General features: G+C 56.9%; 10 protein-coding genes. 5 read left to right on the top strand and 5 right to left on the bottom strand.

The window, feature by feature from the left end; translation table 11 throughout:
- Positions 1 to 2 precede the first annotated feature (2 nt).
- Positions 3 to 1,688, bottom strand: a complete 1,686-nt coding sequence (gene argS, locus INT20_RS10150) for an arginine--tRNA ligase (protein ID WP_193056850.1) — start codon at positions 1,686 to 1,688, stop codon at positions 3 to 5.
- 168 nt (positions 1,689 to 1,856) lie between these two features.
- Complete coding sequence (locus tag INT20_RS10155) at positions 1,857 to 4,076, bottom strand: primosomal protein N' (protein WP_193056851.1); 2,220 nt, start codon at positions 4,074 to 4,076, stop codon at positions 1,857 to 1,859.
- Between the two features lie 148 nt (positions 4,077 to 4,224).
- On the opposite strand from INT20_RS10155, the gene rpmE reads away from it, so the two are divergent.
- A complete protein-coding gene (gene rpmE, locus INT20_RS10160; protein WP_087105934.1) occupies positions 4,225 to 4,440 on the top strand; it encodes a 50S ribosomal protein L31 in 216 nt (71 codons plus the stop codon).
- A 355-nt stretch (positions 4,441 to 4,795) separates the two neighbouring features.
- Positions 4,796 to 6,067, top strand: a complete 1,272-nt coding sequence (locus INT20_RS10165; protein ID WP_087105936.1) for a malic enzyme-like NAD(P)-binding protein — start codon at positions 4,796 to 4,798, stop codon at positions 6,065 to 6,067.
- A gap of 106 nt (positions 6,068 to 6,173) precedes the next feature.
- Here the strand turns inward: INT20_RS10165 and INT20_RS10170 are convergent, their stop codons facing one another.
- Positions 6,174 to 7,001, bottom strand: a complete 828-nt coding sequence (locus INT20_RS10170; RefSeq protein WP_193056852.1) for an acyl-CoA thioesterase — start codon at positions 6,999 to 7,001, stop codon at positions 6,174 to 6,176.
- 107 nt (positions 7,002 to 7,108) lie between these two features.
- Between INT20_RS10170 and tadA the strand changes: the two genes are divergently transcribed.
- Positions 7,109 to 7,561, top strand: coding sequence for a tRNA adenosine(34) deaminase TadA (gene tadA / locus INT20_RS10175; RefSeq protein ID WP_318779695.1), 453 nt, complete (start codon positions 7,109 to 7,111; stop codon positions 7,559 to 7,561).
- A gap of 139 nt (positions 7,562 to 7,700) precedes the next feature.
- On the opposite strand, the gene fni is transcribed toward tadA, so the two are convergent.
- Positions 7,701 to 8,744: a type 2 isopentenyl-diphosphate Delta-isomerase gene (gene fni, locus INT20_RS10180; protein WP_193056853.1), complete on the bottom strand. Its 1,044-nt coding sequence runs from the start codon at positions 8,742 to 8,744 to the stop codon at positions 7,701 to 7,703.
- Between the two features lie 357 nt (positions 8,745 to 9,101).
- Entirely contained in the window at positions 9,102 to 10,568 is a 1,467-nt protein-coding gene (mltF, locus tag INT20_RS10185; RefSeq protein WP_193056854.1) for a membrane-bound lytic murein transglycosylase MltF, read from the bottom strand.
- Between the two features lie 182 nt (positions 10,569 to 10,750).
- Between mltF and purL the strand changes: the two genes are divergently transcribed.
- Positions 10,751 to 14,686 carry a phosphoribosylformylglycinamidine synthase gene (gene purL / locus INT20_RS10190; RefSeq protein ID WP_193056855.1) on the top strand — a complete coding sequence of 1,312 codons (3,936 nt, stop codon included), beginning with the start codon at positions 10,751 to 10,753 and terminating at the stop codon, positions 14,684 to 14,686.
- Between the two features lie 128 nt (positions 14,687 to 14,814).
- Complete coding sequence (locus INT20_RS10195; protein WP_193056856.1) at positions 14,815 to 16,575, top strand: DEAD/DEAH box helicase; 1,761 nt, start codon at positions 14,815 to 14,817, stop codon at positions 16,573 to 16,575.
- The last annotated feature ends 253 nt before the right edge of the window (positions 16,576 to 16,828 follow it).

A 16,828-nucleotide genomic window follows, 5' to 3' on the forward strand; every position in this document is an offset into this window, starting at 1 on the left:
GCTTACATCTCCTCGGGGGCACTAACGCCCATCAAGTCCAGGCCATTACGCAGTACCTGACGGGTTGCCAGACCCAGCGAGAGACGCACGTTACGAAGCGTATCGTCTTCGACCATGACTTTGACCGCGTTGTAGCAGGTATGGAAATCCCCCGCCAGGTCCAGTAGATACTGCGCCACTTGCTGCGGTTCGCGGTTTTTCGCCGCGTTTTGAACCACTTCTGGATAGCGCGCCAGGCGGTTAAGCACGGCTTTTTCCTGGTCGCTTCCCAGCAGCGCGAGGTTGGCAAGCGCCAAGGCATGATCAAAAGGCTGGCCCGCTGCCTCTGTTTTACGCAGCATGCTGCTTACGCGTGCGTGGGCGTACTGAATGTAGTACACCGGGTTGTCGTTGGACTGTGAGCGCGCCAGGTCAATATCGAAAGTTAGCTGTGAGTCGGCGCGGCGTGCAGCGAGGAAGAAGCGCGTGGCATCACGGCCCACTTCATCAATCAGGTCACGCACCGTAACGTAGCTGCCTGCCCGCTTGGAGAGTTTTACTTCAACGCCAGAGCGCGTGACCATCACCATCTGGTGCAGTACGTAGTCGGGCCAGCCTTTGGGAATGCCCACTTCCAGCGCTTGAAGGCCCGCACGCACACGGGTAACGGTCGAGTGGTGGTCGGCCCCCTGCTCGTTAATCACGGTGGTAAAGCCGCGCTGCCATTTATCCAGGTGGTAAGCAACGTCGGGCAGGAAGTAGGTATAGCCGCCTTCACGCTTGCGCATGACGCGGTCTTTGTCATCGCCAAAGTCAGTGGTACGCAGCCACATGGCGCCATCTTCTTCATAGGTGTGGCCGTTGGCGACGAGTTTTTCAACCGCTTCGTTGACCTTGCCGTCCTGATAAAGCGATGACTCCAGGAAGTACACGTCAAATTCAACGCCGAAAGCCTTTAGGTCCAGATCCTGTTCGCGACGCAGCCAGGCAACGGCAAACTCTTGAATGGCCTCCAGGTCATCAGCGTCTGCCTTAGCGGTTACTTCACGGTCATCGGCAGTGACCGTTTTACCCGCCAGGTAGTCGTTAGCGACATCGGTAATGTATTCGCCGCGATAGCCGTCTTCCGGCCAGCTTTCATCATCAGGGCCCAGATTTTTGGCGCGCGCCTGTACCGAACGGGCCAGGTTGGCAATCTGCGCGCCGGCATCGTTGTAGTAAAACTCACGCGTGACGTCGTAACCGGTTGCTTCCAGCAGGCGGCACAGGCAGTCGCCAATCGCGGCGCCGCGGCCGTGGCCTACGTGTAACGGGCCTGTTGGGTTGGCCGATACAAATTCGACCTGCACTTTTTCCGCCTTACCCACCATGCTGCGGCCAAAGGCGTCGCCGCTATCCAGCACTTGCGCCACAATTTGGGCGGCGGCATCTGCGGCGGCAAAAAAGTTGATAAACCCGGGCCCAGCAATTTCGGTTTTTTGAAGTGCATCGCTTTCTGGCAGCGCGGCAATCAGCGCCTCGGCCAGCTCACGAGGGTTTTTACCAGCAGGCTTGGCCAGCATGAGTGCCAGGTTCGTGGCGTAATCGCCGTGCGCCTTGTCTTTGGTGGGGTCAACTTTGATGTTGGGCTGAAGGTCATCAGGCAGCACGCCTTGGTGCTTAAGCGCATCAATGGCGCCGTTGAGCAGGGAAACAATCGTGTCTTTCATTTAGGTATCCGGGTAACGTCGGTGGCGGCGTGTGCAAGTGCGCACTTACGAAGTGCATCAGCAAAGCGGCCATTATCAGCATTTGGCGCGCAGTTTCAAAGGTGTTGATGCGATCCTTGCATAAGTGCCCTTGGCAATCCTGGCTATTTTCAACGGCGGCGACGCAGGCTAGGCAAGCGTTTGAGGGTCGATATCAATCGACCAGCGCACCTTGCGCGCCTCGCGGTTGGCCTCAAGCCATTGCACCAGCCAACTGGCCGCCACGTGCAATTGACTGCGCTTATTGGCGGTCAGCATCAAGTGCATGTGGTAGCGATTTTGGCGTCGCTCCATGGGCGCAGGCACGGGGCCCAGGCAGTAAGTGGTAAGGCCCGACGTTTTCAGCCACTCGCGCAGCGCTTGGCCTGCCTGTTGCGCTAAGGCAAGGGCCGCCGGTTCCTGGGGGCTTTCGATCCGTAGTAGCGCCATAAACGTGAACGGCGGCAGGTGTGCCTGGCGGCGCTCTTCCAGTAAGTTTCTCGCCAATGCTCCATAGCCCTGTTCGGCCAGCAGCCCTAAGTGAGGGTCATCCGGATGCAGTGTTTGCACCAGTACCCGCCCCTGGTCGGCTGCACGTCCTGCGCGCCCGGCCACCTGTTCCAGCAGCTGCGCGCTATGCTCCAGGGCACGGAAGTCGGCGGCGTAAAGACCGCCGTCAGCATTCACCACAACCACCAGTGTGACGTGAGGCAGATGATGCCCTTTGGCAAGCATCTGCGTACCCACCAGCAGGCAAGGCTCACCCCGCTGAATCTCCTTTAGGATCTGCTCAAAGCTGTCTTTCTTGCGGGTGCTGTCGCGATCAATACGGTGCACGGTGACCTTGGGGAAAAGGCCCTGGAGCGTCTCTTCGGTACGCTCGGTGCCGCTTCCCAGCGCACGTAAGTCGCCGCTGCCGCACTCGGGGCAGGCATCCGGCAGGGCGCGACGGCTATCGCAGTGGTGGCAGGCAAGTAGCGGCGGCTGGCGGTGCAGCGTCATGCGTGAGTCGCACTGGCCGCATTCCGCCATCCAGCCGCAGGCGTGGCAGGCAAGCGACGGCGCAAAGCCGCGCCGGTTGATGAAAATCAGCACCTGCTTGCCCGCACTCAAGGTGCTTTTGATCGCTTTGATAGCACCCGGTAGCAGGCCCCCCTGGCGGCGCTGGTGGCGTAAATCAAGAAGCTCCAGCTTGGCGGGCTGATGACGGCTGGGCCGCTGAGTAAGGCGCAGGTGGCGATAACTACCGGAAAGCGCCTGCTGTAGGCTCTCAAGCGAAGGTGTGGCGCTGCCCAGCAGTAGTGGAATGCCGTGGTAATGAGCGCGTGCAACGGCCAGGTCGCGGGCGTGGTAACGCAGCCCGTCGTGCTGCTTGTAAGAGCCGTCGTGCTCTTCATCGACAATGATCGCGCCTAGGTTGGCAAGCGGGGTAAAGATCGCCGAGCGTGTTCCGATGATAATCAGCGCCCGCCCGTTTGCCGCGGCTTCCCAAACGTCCAGCCGTTCGGGGTCGGTTAAGCCGGAGTGGAGTGCCACCACGGGCACCCGAAAACGGTTTCTAAAGCGCGCCAGGGTTTGCGGCGTCAGGCCGATTTCCGGCACCAATACCAGCGACTGCTTGCCTTTGGCGGCAATTGCTTCAATAAGCTGCAGATACACTTCTGTCTTGCCGCTGCCGGTAACGCCTTCCAGCAGGCAAGGGTGGTAGCTTTCAAGCTTTTCGTGTAGCGCCGCAAGGGCGGTGGCCTGCTCACGATTGAGCGGCAGTGCCGGTGTGGCAAGCAAACTGCCACTCGGCGTCTCGGGGGCGGTCAGGGTGATTTCCTGGTGGGTGACCAGCCCCTTCTTGCCCAGTGCTAGCAGCTGGTCGCGGCTAAAGCCGTGGGCGCTGACAGCCCGTGAAGGCAGGCCGTGCGGATGCTGGCATAAAAGCGCATACAGCTCGGCTTGTTTGGGCGCTCGGCTTAAATCCGGCGGGGTATGCGTTACGGCAAACCACAGCGTTTGCGTGCGCCCAGCCATTGGGTGGCCCTGGCGCAGCCGTGCAGGCAGCGCATGATGGAGCGTATCGCCCAGGCTGTGTTGGTAGTAGCGTGCGGCAAACCGGCATAGCCACAGCCAGTCATTGGGAAGTGGTGCATCATCCAGCGCTTCGCTGACAGCACGTAACTGGCTGCGTGGTAGTTCGCTGGTGGCAGCCAGTTCAACTACCACGCCCACCACTTCGCGCCGCCCAAAGGGTACGCGTACACGAAGCCCAGGCTGCCAGCCGCAAGGGGGAGTGCGGCTGGCGGGCAGGTAATCAAACAGGCGTCGGAGTGGGGACGGCAAGGCGACTTTTAGCACCTGCAAAGAAACAGTGTCAGGCAATTGGCCTCCGGCGATAAGTTTTGCTAAAATATGCGGCCGCTCTGAATCTAAACGATCAGACGGTTAACCGGTTAGTAGTTTTTCCAAACCCGTATGCGGTGCCTGGCAACGGATCAGGTGGCGGCATACCGCTTGAGAGATCATCACGATGAGACAAGGTATTCACCCGAATTACAATACGGTCACCGCTAACTGCTCTTGCGGTGCTAGCTTCCAGGTGGGCTCTACTTCTGGCCAGGATTTCTCGCTAGACGTATGCTCCAACTGCCACCCGTTCTACACAGGTAAGCAGAAGCAAGCGACCACCGGTGGCCGTGTAGAGCGCTTCAACAAGCGTTTCGGCGCTGCTGTTAAGCGCGGCTAATCCTAACGGATCAGCCACACTGCAAGTGCGGGTAAAATACCAGGTACTTGTAAGAAAAACCCACGCTACGGCGTGGGTTTTTTTATGGGCGAATTTCTATAAATGCCTGTTTGGATGAACAAATGGCGAGATGGAAGGGTTTTTCATAAATGCTGCGATACAGCAATAAGCAATGCGTTATAGCTAAAATGCTTCTGCATAAGATTCAGCAAATGGTTGGGAAAAGTAATTAACGTGAAGGAAAAATCGCTAAAAAAGCGTTTTCTTTTTGAGTTGACGACGCGCTTGAGGCGTCTTGAGTTTTTCTATATTCTGGAAGCACTTATATCTACTTTAGGCTAATTGGACCCTCATTATGACGGATGCAAATAAGCAGGCAGCACTGGACTATCATGCGAAACCGATTCCCGGCAAGCTATCGGTGGAGTTAACCAAGCCCACCGCAACAGCCCGGGACTTGGCACTGGCATATAGCCCTGGCGTTGCTGAGCCGGTTCGCGAAATTGCCCGCGATCCTGAAAATGCTTACCGTTATACGGGCAAGGGTAATTTGGTCGCCGTTATTACCGATGGCAGCGCCATTTTAGGCTTGGGGAATCTTGGCCCGCTGGCCAGTAAGCCGGTGATGGAAGGCAAGGGCGTGCTGTTCAAGTGCTTTGCCGGGATCAACTCGGTAGATATTGAGGTAGACGCAGAAAGCCCGCAGGCGTTTATCGACACCGTTGCCCGCATTGCCGATACTTGGGGCGGCATTAATCTTGAAGATATCAAAGCGCCCGAGTGCTTTGAGATTGAAAAAGCGCTGGTTGAGCGCTGCAATATCCCCGTCTTTCACGATGACCAGCACGGCACGGCTATTGTAACGGCCGCGGGTATGCTGAACGCGTTGGAAATCGCTGGTAAAACGATAGATAGCGTGAAGATCGTTTGCATGGGGGCCGGTGCGGCAGCGATTGCCTGCATGCGCCTACTGGTTTCGTGTGGCGCCAAAAAAGAGAACCTGGTGATGCTGGATCGCCGTGGCGTTATCCATACCGGCCGTGATGGTATCAATGAGTACAAGGCAGAGTTTGCGCTGGATACCGAAATGCGCACTCTGGATGATGCTATCGACGGCGCCGATGTGTTTATCGGTCTTTCCGGCCCGGGCTTGCTGTCGGCTGAGCAGGTTAAAAAGATGGCCGCTGACCCGGTGATTTTCGCCTGCACCAACCCGGACCCGGAAATTCATCCTGACGTTGCCCGTGAAGCGCGCCCGGATGTGATTATGGCGACCGGCCGTTCAGACTTCCCTAACCAGGTAAACAACGTGTTGGGCTTCCCGTTTATTTTCCGTGGGGCGTTGGATGTGCGCGCTACACGGATTAACGAAGCCATGAAGCTTGCCGCTGTGCATGCACTTAAGGATCTGGCCCGCGAGCCGGTTCCCGAGGAAGTGTTGAATGCCTATGAGCGTACGGAAATGAGCTTTGGTCGTGAGTACATTATCCCCACGCCGGTCGATATTCGCTTGCTGGAGCGCGTTTCTTCCGCAGTGGCTCAGGCGGCAGTAGATTCAGGCGTGGCGCGCAAACCGTACCCGGCTCACTACCCCCTCAAAACGATCAATGAGGCTTATGGCCAGTGATGTTTCGGGTGTTTAACACGCCGGTTTGATGGCTCCTTTCAACGCCCGCACTTGCTGCGGGCGTTGTGCTTTTAAGGAGCGGTTTCTAAAGGCTTTTGTACGAAGCTTAGCGAATCGGCTCGTCATGCACGCGTGTTAGCCCTTCCTGGGCGGTAGAGGCAATCAAGCGGCCATCACGGCGATAGATATGACCGCGTGCCAGGCCTCGCGAGTTGCCTGCCCAAGGGGAATCAATCACGTATAAAAGCCACTCATCCAGCCGTGCGTCCTCATGGAGCCATAGCGCGTGGTCAAGGCTTGCGATACGCAGTTTTGGGTCAGTGAACTGAATGCCGTGGGGCAGTAGGCTGGTGGTCAGTAGATTGAAATCAGAGGCGTAGGAGAGCAAGTGCCGGTGCAGGGTGGGGGCATCAGGCAGCGTGCCTGCAAAGCGAAACCATAAACATTGCCCAGCCGGGTCGCCGCTATCTGGATTGCCTTTAATATGCAAAAACTCGATAGGGTGGCCCGGAAAACGTGAGTGCTTGGCGGCGCCGCTCTCAATCAAGGCTTCCGGCGACTCGACATGGGGCATGGCGCGCTGGTGATGAAAACCTTCTTCAGGGCTGTGAAACGACGCGCTACAGAAGAAGATCGGTCGGCCTTTTTGAATCGCCGTAACGCGGCGCGTGGTAAAGCTCCCGCCATCGCGTACGTTATCCACCTGATAGACCACTGGGCGATGCGGGTCGCCAGGGCGAAGAAAGTAACCGTGTTGAGAGTGTGGGTGACGCTCAGCGGGTACCGTACGTGAGGCCGCCGCGAGCGCTTGACCAAGCACCTGTCCACCATAAAGCTGAGGAAAGCCCAGGTCTTGGCTTTGCCCTCGAAAGAGCGTCTCTTCGAGGACTTCAAGCTCAAGCAGGTTTACTAACGTATTCAGCGCGTCGGTCATTCCAGGTATCCTTGGTGCTATCTATTGTTGCCCATAGTGGCGGATATCACATACGGCGAGGCCGCCGTTGCTACCATCATTTTGCTACCTTAGCGGAGTTTGCCTTGATACGCAGCGATGAATTTTACATGCACCGCGCCCTTGAACAGGCGCATTTGGCGGCTGAGGCGGGTGAAGTGCCGGTAGGGGCCGTGGTGGTGAATAGCGAAGGAGAGATTCTTGCCGCTGCCCACAATGCGCCAGTGCTTAGCTGTGACCCTAGCGGCCATGCGGAAATTCGTGCCCTGCGTGAAGCCGGGCAGCAGAGAGCCAACTACCGGCTGGAAGGGTGTACGCTGTATGTCACGTTGGAGCCGTGCATGATGTGCGCGGGGGCCATTGTGCATGCACGCCTAAAGCGTTTGGTTTATGGCGCTGCTGAGCCTCGTACCGGTATGGTGGAGTCCAAGGCTAACCTGCTGGCCCAACCGTGGTTTAATCACCATGTGGAGGTGACGGCGGGCGTGCTGGCGCCATCGGCCAGCAAGTTATTAAAAGCGTTTTTTGCGGCAAGGCGCTAGCGTGTTTTATAGCTCTCTGGCGTGTCAAGAAGCCGCGGGATAAACGTCACCTGGTGGCCACGCACAATGAGTTGCAGAGCAAAGGCTTGGAGTGCGTTAGCGTGGTTGTATCATAGTGGTGATATGACTGCGTAGTGGCTCATGCCCCCGCCTCAGCCTGCGTAAGCGTCGCGTGCTTTAACGCGACCAGGTCAGCGCTGCCGGTACAAAAACAGGCAACGCGCAGCTGCTCAATGAGCGTTTGAAAGTGCTCGATAACGGCATCGCTGGAGGTGGTGGCACTGCTCAGCACCGCCGCTGCCTGACCTACCAGATGAGCGCCTAAACAGAGCGCTTTAGCCGCATCAATACCGCTGGCCACCCCGCCTGAAGCGATCAGCGGCATACCGGGCAGTGCCTGGCGCAAATCGTGCAGTGCTTGTGAGGTGGGGATTCCCCAATCGGCGAAGGCCATGGCGATGGCACGCGCTTGAGGTGTGCTGGCGCGCTCGCCTTCAACTGCCGCCCAACTGGTGCCACCCGCACCCGCAACGTCCAGCATCGCCACGCCTGCTTCGGAAAGTTGGCGACCCACAGAAACAGAAAGCCCAGCCCCAACTTCCTTGACCACCACAGGCACTTCCAGTTTGGCAACGGTGCGCTCAATGGCGGTGAGTATGCCTCGCCAATCGCGATCTCCACCTGTTTGTAGCGCTTCCTGTAGCGGGTTGAGATGAATAATGAGTGCGTTAGCTTCGATCATATCGACCGCGCGTCGGGCATAATCAAGCCCGCGTTCGCCTTTAATTTGGGCGGCTCCCAGGTTGGCCAGCAATGGGATGTCGGGAGCAATTCGGCGCAGTTCGCTCGTGAGGCCCCAGTTGGCTTCGCCTTCAATGGCCACGCGTTGTGAACCCACGCCCATGGCAAGGCCCAGCGTTTGAGCGGCCTCTGCCAAGTGCCGGTTGATATCCTTGGCTCGACTCGCTCCGCCGGTCATCGAACTGATGAGGATGGGCGCTTTTAGAGGTTGCCCGAACAGGTAAGTCCCCAGATCAATATCATCCAGGTTTAATTCCGGCAGCGCACAATGCTCAAAGCGCCAGTGTTCAAAACCTGGACGAAGGGTGCCGACGGCCTGGCGTGGGTGTAGCACGATATCCAGATGGTCGTTCTTACGCTGAGTCAGTTCGGTGTCTTTCATCGTCACTCCCTTGAACCTGAATCTGGCGGAAGCCGCCTGCCAAGTAGGAAACAGTACGTGGTCGGTTAGCTGATGGCTGTGCATGCCTTCCGGCGAAGTCATTAATGGTTTTTGATGTAACCAACTCTTATCTATCTACCCCGTTTCTATTGGTTTAACCAGACATGGCCAACTGCTTATCCAACCAGGTTGGCATAAAGTACTGAGGTACAATGCCCTGGTCGCAGGCGCAGGATAAACGCTTGTAATCGCCAGTACGTTTTTACCTGCTATTTGAAAAGCGTAATCCAAACACCAGAAATTTTCTTTAACCACGAAGGGCAACGTGGGCTCGAGCTGGAAGGCTCTGTAGTGAGGCTATTGATTCAACGGCGGAATTAACTCAAATGGCAGTAGGAGAGAACCGCCGGTTGCGGTTTGACCTAACTGGAAAAATTGCTGACGGCTGTGCTCAACGTACTCAAGCATCTCATAGTAGCGCCGGATATTGCGCACATAAATGACCGGCTCACCACCACGCGCATAGCCGTGGCGCGTTTGGCTATGCCACTCCTGTTGCTGTAACAGGGGAAGCGCCTCGCGAACATCTTGCCAACGGTTGGGGTCCCCACCGAGCTCTTCGGTAATTTTACGTGCATCGTAAAGGTGACCAAGGCCAACATTGTAGGCCGCCATGGCCATATAAAGACGATCATCTCCGGTAATGCTTTCAGGCAGGCGGTCTTTTAGGCTGCGCAGGTAGCGGGCGCCACCATCAATGCTTTGCGCCGCGTCTCGGCGGTTATCCACACCCATTTCGCTGGCGGTAGGGTGGGTGAGCATCATAACGCCTCGCACGCCGGTGGGTGACACCGCTTCCGCGTCCCAGTGGGATTCCTGATAACCCACTGCCGCCAGCAGTTTCCAGTCAAAACCTGTGTCACGTGCCGCCTGTTTAAACAGGTCGGCAAACTGGGGTAAACGTGCATCCAGGTGCGTTAAAAAGGTGCGCGTACCCACGTACTCTAAATAATCGTCATGGCCAAAGTAGCGGTTAACCAGGTGGTCGAGCGTGCCATTTTCCTGAAGGGTTTGCAGGAAGTCATTGGCGGCTTCGAGCAGCCCTAAACCGCGGCCGCGAGGAAGCGCCCATACCATGGAAAGCGGGTCGCCCATTAAAAAGCCGCGCTCTACATTGGGGAAAAAGAGTCGGTTAAGCCGGAACTGATGATCAAAAATAACCGCTGCGTCCAGCACGCCGCTCTCGACCTGGACAAGCAGTTCATCGACATCCAGCTCGTGAGACTCTTTCCAGCTTAAGTCAGCGTAGTCGCGCTGCAACTCACGCAGCGCTTCGCTGGTACCTGCCTGGCTTAGCGTGCCAATCTCAAGGCCTACCAGATCGCTGGGTGCCTTTATGCCGTGTAAACCGCGCCGGTACACCAGCAGTGGTTGCATTTGAATGATGGGGCGGGTGTAGTGCACATCGGATGCGTCAGGGAGTAGGGGTAGGGCGGCAGCGCCAAAATCGCCCTGTTCACGCACGGCCGACAATACGCTTTCAGGATGATGCTTGGCGTTGAGGTTGAGGCTTACTCCCAAATACTCGGCAAACTGATGCATCAGCTCATACTCAAACCCAGTGGGTCCCTGGCGGCCTTCGTAGTAGGTCGTGGGCGTGTTGCGCGTTTGAGCCGTGATAAAATCTTTTGCCTGGATATGCGTTAAATGCTCACCATGTGGCACCTTGGGAAGCGTGGGCGCAAGTACCAATAAGATGATGATAAATAAGGTTAAATAAAGGCGAGCGTGCGCTAAAGAATGGGCATAAATCAATGTCGGCATAAGGTCTTGTCGGCATGAAACAAGCAGCCACAATACCCAGCCATCGCCATGCTGTCACCTTGTTGATTTCGTGTGGCCGCCGCTTTCCAGTATCATAGGGCTCAATAAGTGTCATTTAAGGGGTCGCCTAGCGGCCTGCTATTTCCCTGCACGAATTCTCCCTGCTCTAGAGGCTTCAGGATATGCTCGAATTGCGAGGCGCGCCCGCCCTTTCTACCTTCCGTCATACACGGTTGCTAACGGTGCTGCGTGAACGTGTTCCCGAGGTGGAGGCGCTGTCTGCCCACTATGTTCATTTGATTGACCACCGTGAAGAACTCAGTGATGCCTCTCTCGAGCGTTTGGCGCAACTGTTGGATTACGGCATCCCTACCCATGCCGAGATACCTGCCGACGCTCAACGTTTTCTGGTCGTACCGCGGTTAGGTACCCAGTCGCCCTGGTCATCAAAAGCGACGGATATTGCGCATAACTGTGGGCTGTCGGGCATTCGCCGCATAGAGCGTGGCGTTGATTATCGGGTAGGGTTTAGCCGTGCGCCCAGCGAAGAGAGCCTGACTGCGCTGATGGCGCTGCTGCACGACCGAATGACCGAAACCGTGCTTAATGACGCGGCTGAAGCGGCGGCGCTATTTGCTCACCACGACCCGGCACCGCTGGGTAGCGTGGATATTTTAAACAGCGGACGCGATGCGCTGGTAACCGCTAACCGTGAGTTGGGTTTGGCGCTTGCCGATGACGAAGTCGACTACCTGGTTGATGCCTTTAACGAGCTTCAGCGCAACCCCACCGACATTGAGCTGATGATGTTCGCCCAGGCGAACTCTGAGCACTGCCGACATAAAATCTTCAACGCGGACTGGATCATTGACGGCGAGCCGCAAACCCATTCGCTGTTCAAGATGATCAAGAACACCTTTGCAACCTCTCCTGAAAACGTCTTGTCAGCCTATAGCGATAACGCCGCCGTTATCAAAGGCAGCCAGGCGGGTCGTTTTTATCCCACGCCGCTGACCGGTGCTGAGGGAGAGCGTGCGCTGTACGGGACGCATCAGGAGCCGATTCACATTCTGATGAAGGTGGAAACCCATAACCATCCCACCGCGATAGCACCGTTCCCCGGTGCGGCGACAGGCTCGGGTGGTGAGATTCGCGATGAAGGTGCCACCGGTATCGGCGGTAAGCCCAAAGCGGGCCTTTCCGGTTTTACCGTTTCCAACCTGCGTATCCCCGAGTTTGTACAGCCTTGGGAAGCGTTTGATTATGGCAAGCCCGAGCGTATGCAGTCCGCCCTTGCCATCATGCTGGAAGGCCCGATTGGCGGCGCGGCGTTTAATAACGAGTTTGGCCGCCCAAACCTTACCGGTTACTTCCGTACCTATGAGCAGGACACCCTCAACGAGGGCGGTATTGAGCGTCGAGGTTTCCACAAGCCGATCATGCTGGCGGGTGGTTACGGCAATATTCGCGCCCAGCACGTTCAAAAGGGCGATATTCCTGTCGGCGGTAAGCTGATTGTGATGGGTGGCCCAGCGATGTTGATCGGTCTGGGCGGCGGCGCGGCCTCCAGCATGTCTTCTGGCACCTCAAGTGCCGACCTGGACTTTGCTTCTGTACAGCGTGAAAACCCGGAAATCGAGCGACGTGCTCAGGAAGTGATTGACCGCTGCTGGGCGATGGGGGACAAAAACCCGATCTGCTTTATCCACGATGTGGGGGCGGGTGGTCTTTCCAACGCGCTGCCGGAGCTTGTTAAAGACGGCAACCGGGGTGGGCTGTTCGATTTACGTGCGGTGCCTAATGCTGAGCCGGGTATGAGCCCGCTTGAAATCTGGTGTAACGAAGCGCAGGAACGCTACGTGCTGGCCGTTGCGGCTGAGGACCTAGCAACGTTTGATGCGCTGTGTAAGCGCGAGCGTTGCCCCTATGCGGTGGTGGGTGAAGCGCAGGCTGACCACCATCTTGAAGTGCGCGATGGCCACTTCAACAGCAAGCCGATTGACCTGCCCATGAGCGTGCTGTTCGGTAAAGCGCCGAAAATGCAGCGCAGCTTTGAGCGCCATGCGCCAGAGCTTTCCGGTGTAATGCTGGATAATCTCGACCTGCGTGAGGCGCTTGATCGCGTCCTACGCCTGCCCGCCGTGGCCTCCAAGAGCTTCTTGATTACCATTGGCGATCGCTCAATTACAGGCCAAGTGGCGCGTGACCAAATGGTCGGCCCTTGGCAGGTGCCGGTTGCAGATGTAGCGGTCACAACGGCCAGTTATGACACCCATGCCGGTGAAGCGATGGCGATGGGGGAACGTCCGCCGGTTGCCTTGATTAACCCCGCCGCCAGCGCACGCCTGGCGGTCGCCGAGGCGATTACGAATCTCGCGGCAGCGCCCATTGCCAAGCTAAGCGATATCAAGCTTTCTGCTAACTGGATGAGCGCCGCTGATCACCCTGGCGAAAATCAGGCGCTTTATGATGCGGTTCACGCGGTGGGGATGGAGCTTTGCCCGGCGTTAGGTATTGCGGTGCCGGTCGGCAAAGACTCCATGTCGATGCGTACCTCCTGGCAGGATGTGAGTGACCAAGGGGATAGCGAAGAGAAAAGCGTTACATCACCGCTGTCGGTGGTGATTACCGGCTTCGCGCCTGTGACTGACGCGATGGCAACCCTGACGCCACAGATCAACCTGGATCAAGATGAGTCGGATCTTATTCTGATCGACCTGGGGAACGGTCAAAACCGCTTGGGCGGCTCTGCGCTGGCGCAGGTATATGGTCAGGTAGGCGATACCTGCCCGGATGTCGACGACCCAGAAGATATCAAAGCCTTCTTTGAGGTGATCCAAGGGCTTAATCGTGACGGTAAGCTGCTGGCGTACCATGACCGTAGTGATGGCGGCTTGTTGGTCACGCTGTTGGAAATGGCCTTTGCGGCGCACGCCGGCCTTGAGATCAAACTCGACTGGATGATCGACGAGCCCGTTGAGGCGCTTAATGCGCTGTTCTCGGAAGAGTTGGGTGCGGTGATTCAGGTCAACCGCGAACACACCGAAGAGGTGTTAGCGCAATTTGCAGTAGCGGGTATTGAAACCTGTGGCGTTATCGCCCGGCCGCGTTACGACGACCAGGTGCGAGTAACTCTGTTTGAAGAGCCGCTGCTGGAAACCACTCGCCAACTGACACAGCGTACCTGGTCTGAAACCAGCTATCGCTTGCAGGCACTTCGCGATAATCCCGAGTGCGCTAAAAACGAGTTCGACAACCTGCTCGATACGCGTGACCCAGGCCTTTCAGCGACGCCCACGTTTGATATTAATGAGGATGTCAGCGCGCCGTTTATCAATATGGCCAAGCCCGCTGTTGCGGTACTGCGTGAGCAGGGCGTTAATGGCCAGGTCGAGATGGGCTGGGCATTTGATAAAGCCGGCTTTGAAGCCATTGATGTTCACATGAGTGACATTCTGGAAGGCCGTGTTGCTCTTGATGAGTTCAAAGGGCTCGTTGCCTGTGGCGGTTTCTCTTACGGCGATGTGTTAGGCGCTGGTGGTGGTTGGGCGAAATCCGTGCTGTTTAACGAGCGGGCACGCGATCAGTTTGCCGCCTTCTTTACCCGCGAAGACAGCTTCTCGCTGGGCGTGTGTAACGGATGCCAGATGCTTTCGCAGTTGAAGTCATTGATTCCAGGGGCTGAAAACTGGCCAGGCTTTGTGCGTAACGAGTCCGAGCAGTTTGAGGCGCGGGTAGCCATGCTGCGCGTTGAAAAAACGCCCTCGGTTCTACTGGCCGGCATGGAAGGTTCTCTGTTGCCTATTGCGGTGGCCCATGGGGAAGGGCGTGCTGAGTTCCGCGATACTGCGCACCTGCGTAGCATGCAATCCAGCAATCAGATTGCGCTTCGTTACATTGATAACTATGGGCAGGTGACCACGCGCTATCCAGCTAACCCTAACGGTTCGCCGTCAGGTATCACCGGGTTAACCACCACCGATGGCCGCGTCACGATCATGATGCCTCATCCGGAGCGCGTTACCCGCGCGGTAACCAACTCCTGGCGTCCGGCAGAGTGGACAGAAGATGGTGCCTGGCTGCGCATGTTCCGCAACGCGCGTGTTTGGGTCGGTTAATATCTCACGCCGTTAAGCCATGCGTAACACATAACGGCGGCCCTTGGGCCGCCGTTATGGCTAACGCTGTTCTTGGCTGCTCTTGCCCGCTTGAGCCAGCAAAGTAATTTTCTGGCTGTTGGAGTTATATGCCGCCACCTGCTTTACGCCCTTACCAAACGGACGCGGTGAAACGTGTTATTACGCATTTTCGTGCGTCCAGCGAACCCGCGGTGGTGGTATTACCTACGGGAAGCGGGAAGTCGTTGGTGATTGCCGAACTGGCCCGCTTGGCGAGAGGTCGCGTATTGGTATTGGCGCATGTACGCGAGCTGGTGGAGCAGAATCACGCCAAGTACCAGGCCTATGGGCTTAAAGCCGATATTTTCAGCGCGGGTTTAAAGCGCAAGGAAGCGTCGCGCCAGGTCGTGTTTGGCTCGGTGCAGTCGGTAGTGCGTAATCTGGAGGCGTTCAATGACGAAGGCTTCACTCTGCTGGTCATTGATGAGTGCCACCGGGTGTCGCTTGATAAAGACGCAAGCTACCGCCAAGTGATTGATCACCTGCGGGCACAAAACGCGAAGTTGAAAGTGTTAGGGCTGACCGCGACGCCTTACCGGCTAGGCCAAGGGTTTATCTACCATCGTCATTACCACGGCATGGTGCGCGGCAGTGACGCAAGCTTTTTTCGTGACTGCGTGTTCGAACAGCCGCTGCGCTTGATGGTCAAGCAAGGCTATCTTGCCGAACCCAAACGCCTGGATATGGCGATTGAAGGGTATGATTTTTCCATGCTGGCGTCGGCAGAAAACGGCCATTACCGTGAAGCGGAGCTAAATCTCGTCGTGGCAGGCAATCGCGCCACCCCCATGATTATCAGTCAGATTGTTGAGCGTGCCACTGAGCGGCATGGGGTGATGATATTTGCAGCAACTGTCGCCCACGCTGAAGAGATCATGGGGTATTTGCCTGCCGACCAGGCAGCGCTGATTACCGGAGCGACCCCGTCGGTGGAGCGTACTAAGCTGATTGATGCCTTTAAGGCGCGTGAGCTTAAATACCTGGTGAATGTCTCGGTACTGACGACCGGCTTTGATGCGCCGCATGTAGATTTGATAGCGATGCTTCGGCCTACGGAGTCGGTCAGCCTTTATCAGCAGATTGCGGGCCGGGGGCTTCGACTCTCGCCAGGTAAGCAGGATTGCCTTATTTTGGATTACGCGGGCAACCCCTGGGACCTTTACGCACCAGAAGTGGGCGAGCCAAAACCGCCGGGCGACAATGAGCCGGTGCAGGTTGAATGCCCGGCCTGCGGCCACGCTAATCTGTTTTGGGGCAAGCGCGACGGCGAACTGGTCATTGAGCATTTTGGGCGCCGCTGCCAAGGGCTGCTTGAAGATGATAAAGGCAAGCGCCACCAGTGTGATTTTCGCTTTCGCTTCAAGGTGTGCGATAACTGTGGCGCTGAGAATGATATTGCGGCGCGTCGCTGCCACGGCTGCGAACAGCTGCTGGTGGATGCTGATGACAAGCTTAAAGATGCACTCAAATTAAAAGATGCCCGAGTATTACGGGTAAGTGGCATGCAATTGGACGCAACCCTTAATGGCCGTGGTCTGCCGCGTCTGAAAGTGACCTATTACGATGAGGATGGCACAACACTCTCTGAGTGGTTTGCTTTGGAAACCCCCGCCCAGCGCCGCGCCTTTTATGCCGCCTTTTTGCGTCGGCATTTGCGCGCTCCGGGTACGCCCTGGCAACCCCTCAAGCCAGAGGACGTTATTAGCGAGCAGCGCCGCTTGCGCTATCCGGATTTTGTGGTCGGGCGCAAGGTGGGCCGACATTTCCAGATTCGCGACAAGCTCTTCGACTACGAAGGACGCTATCGTAAAGCTGCCGAAGCAGGCTAACGCACCGTGCGCCAGGCGCAACGTCAGGTGCCGACTTTGTTACACTGCCTTCTAGGGGCTGTCTGAAAAGTCGACGAGCGAAGACAAGACAAGGCAAAAATTGGCGAAAAAACGGAGTTTACATGTGTAAATGAGTATTTTGATCGGACTCGCGCACGAGCCAATTTTTAACGCCGTATTGTCGAGCGCAGACACTTTTCAGACAGAGCCTAATGCCCACTGACCAAGAGATACCGACTGAGTGAGCGACACA

Source organism: Halomonas citrativorans, from assembly GCF_014898005.1.
Classification (GTDB): Bacteria; Pseudomonadota; Gammaproteobacteria; order Pseudomonadales; family Halomonadaceae; genus Vreelandella; species Vreelandella citrativorans.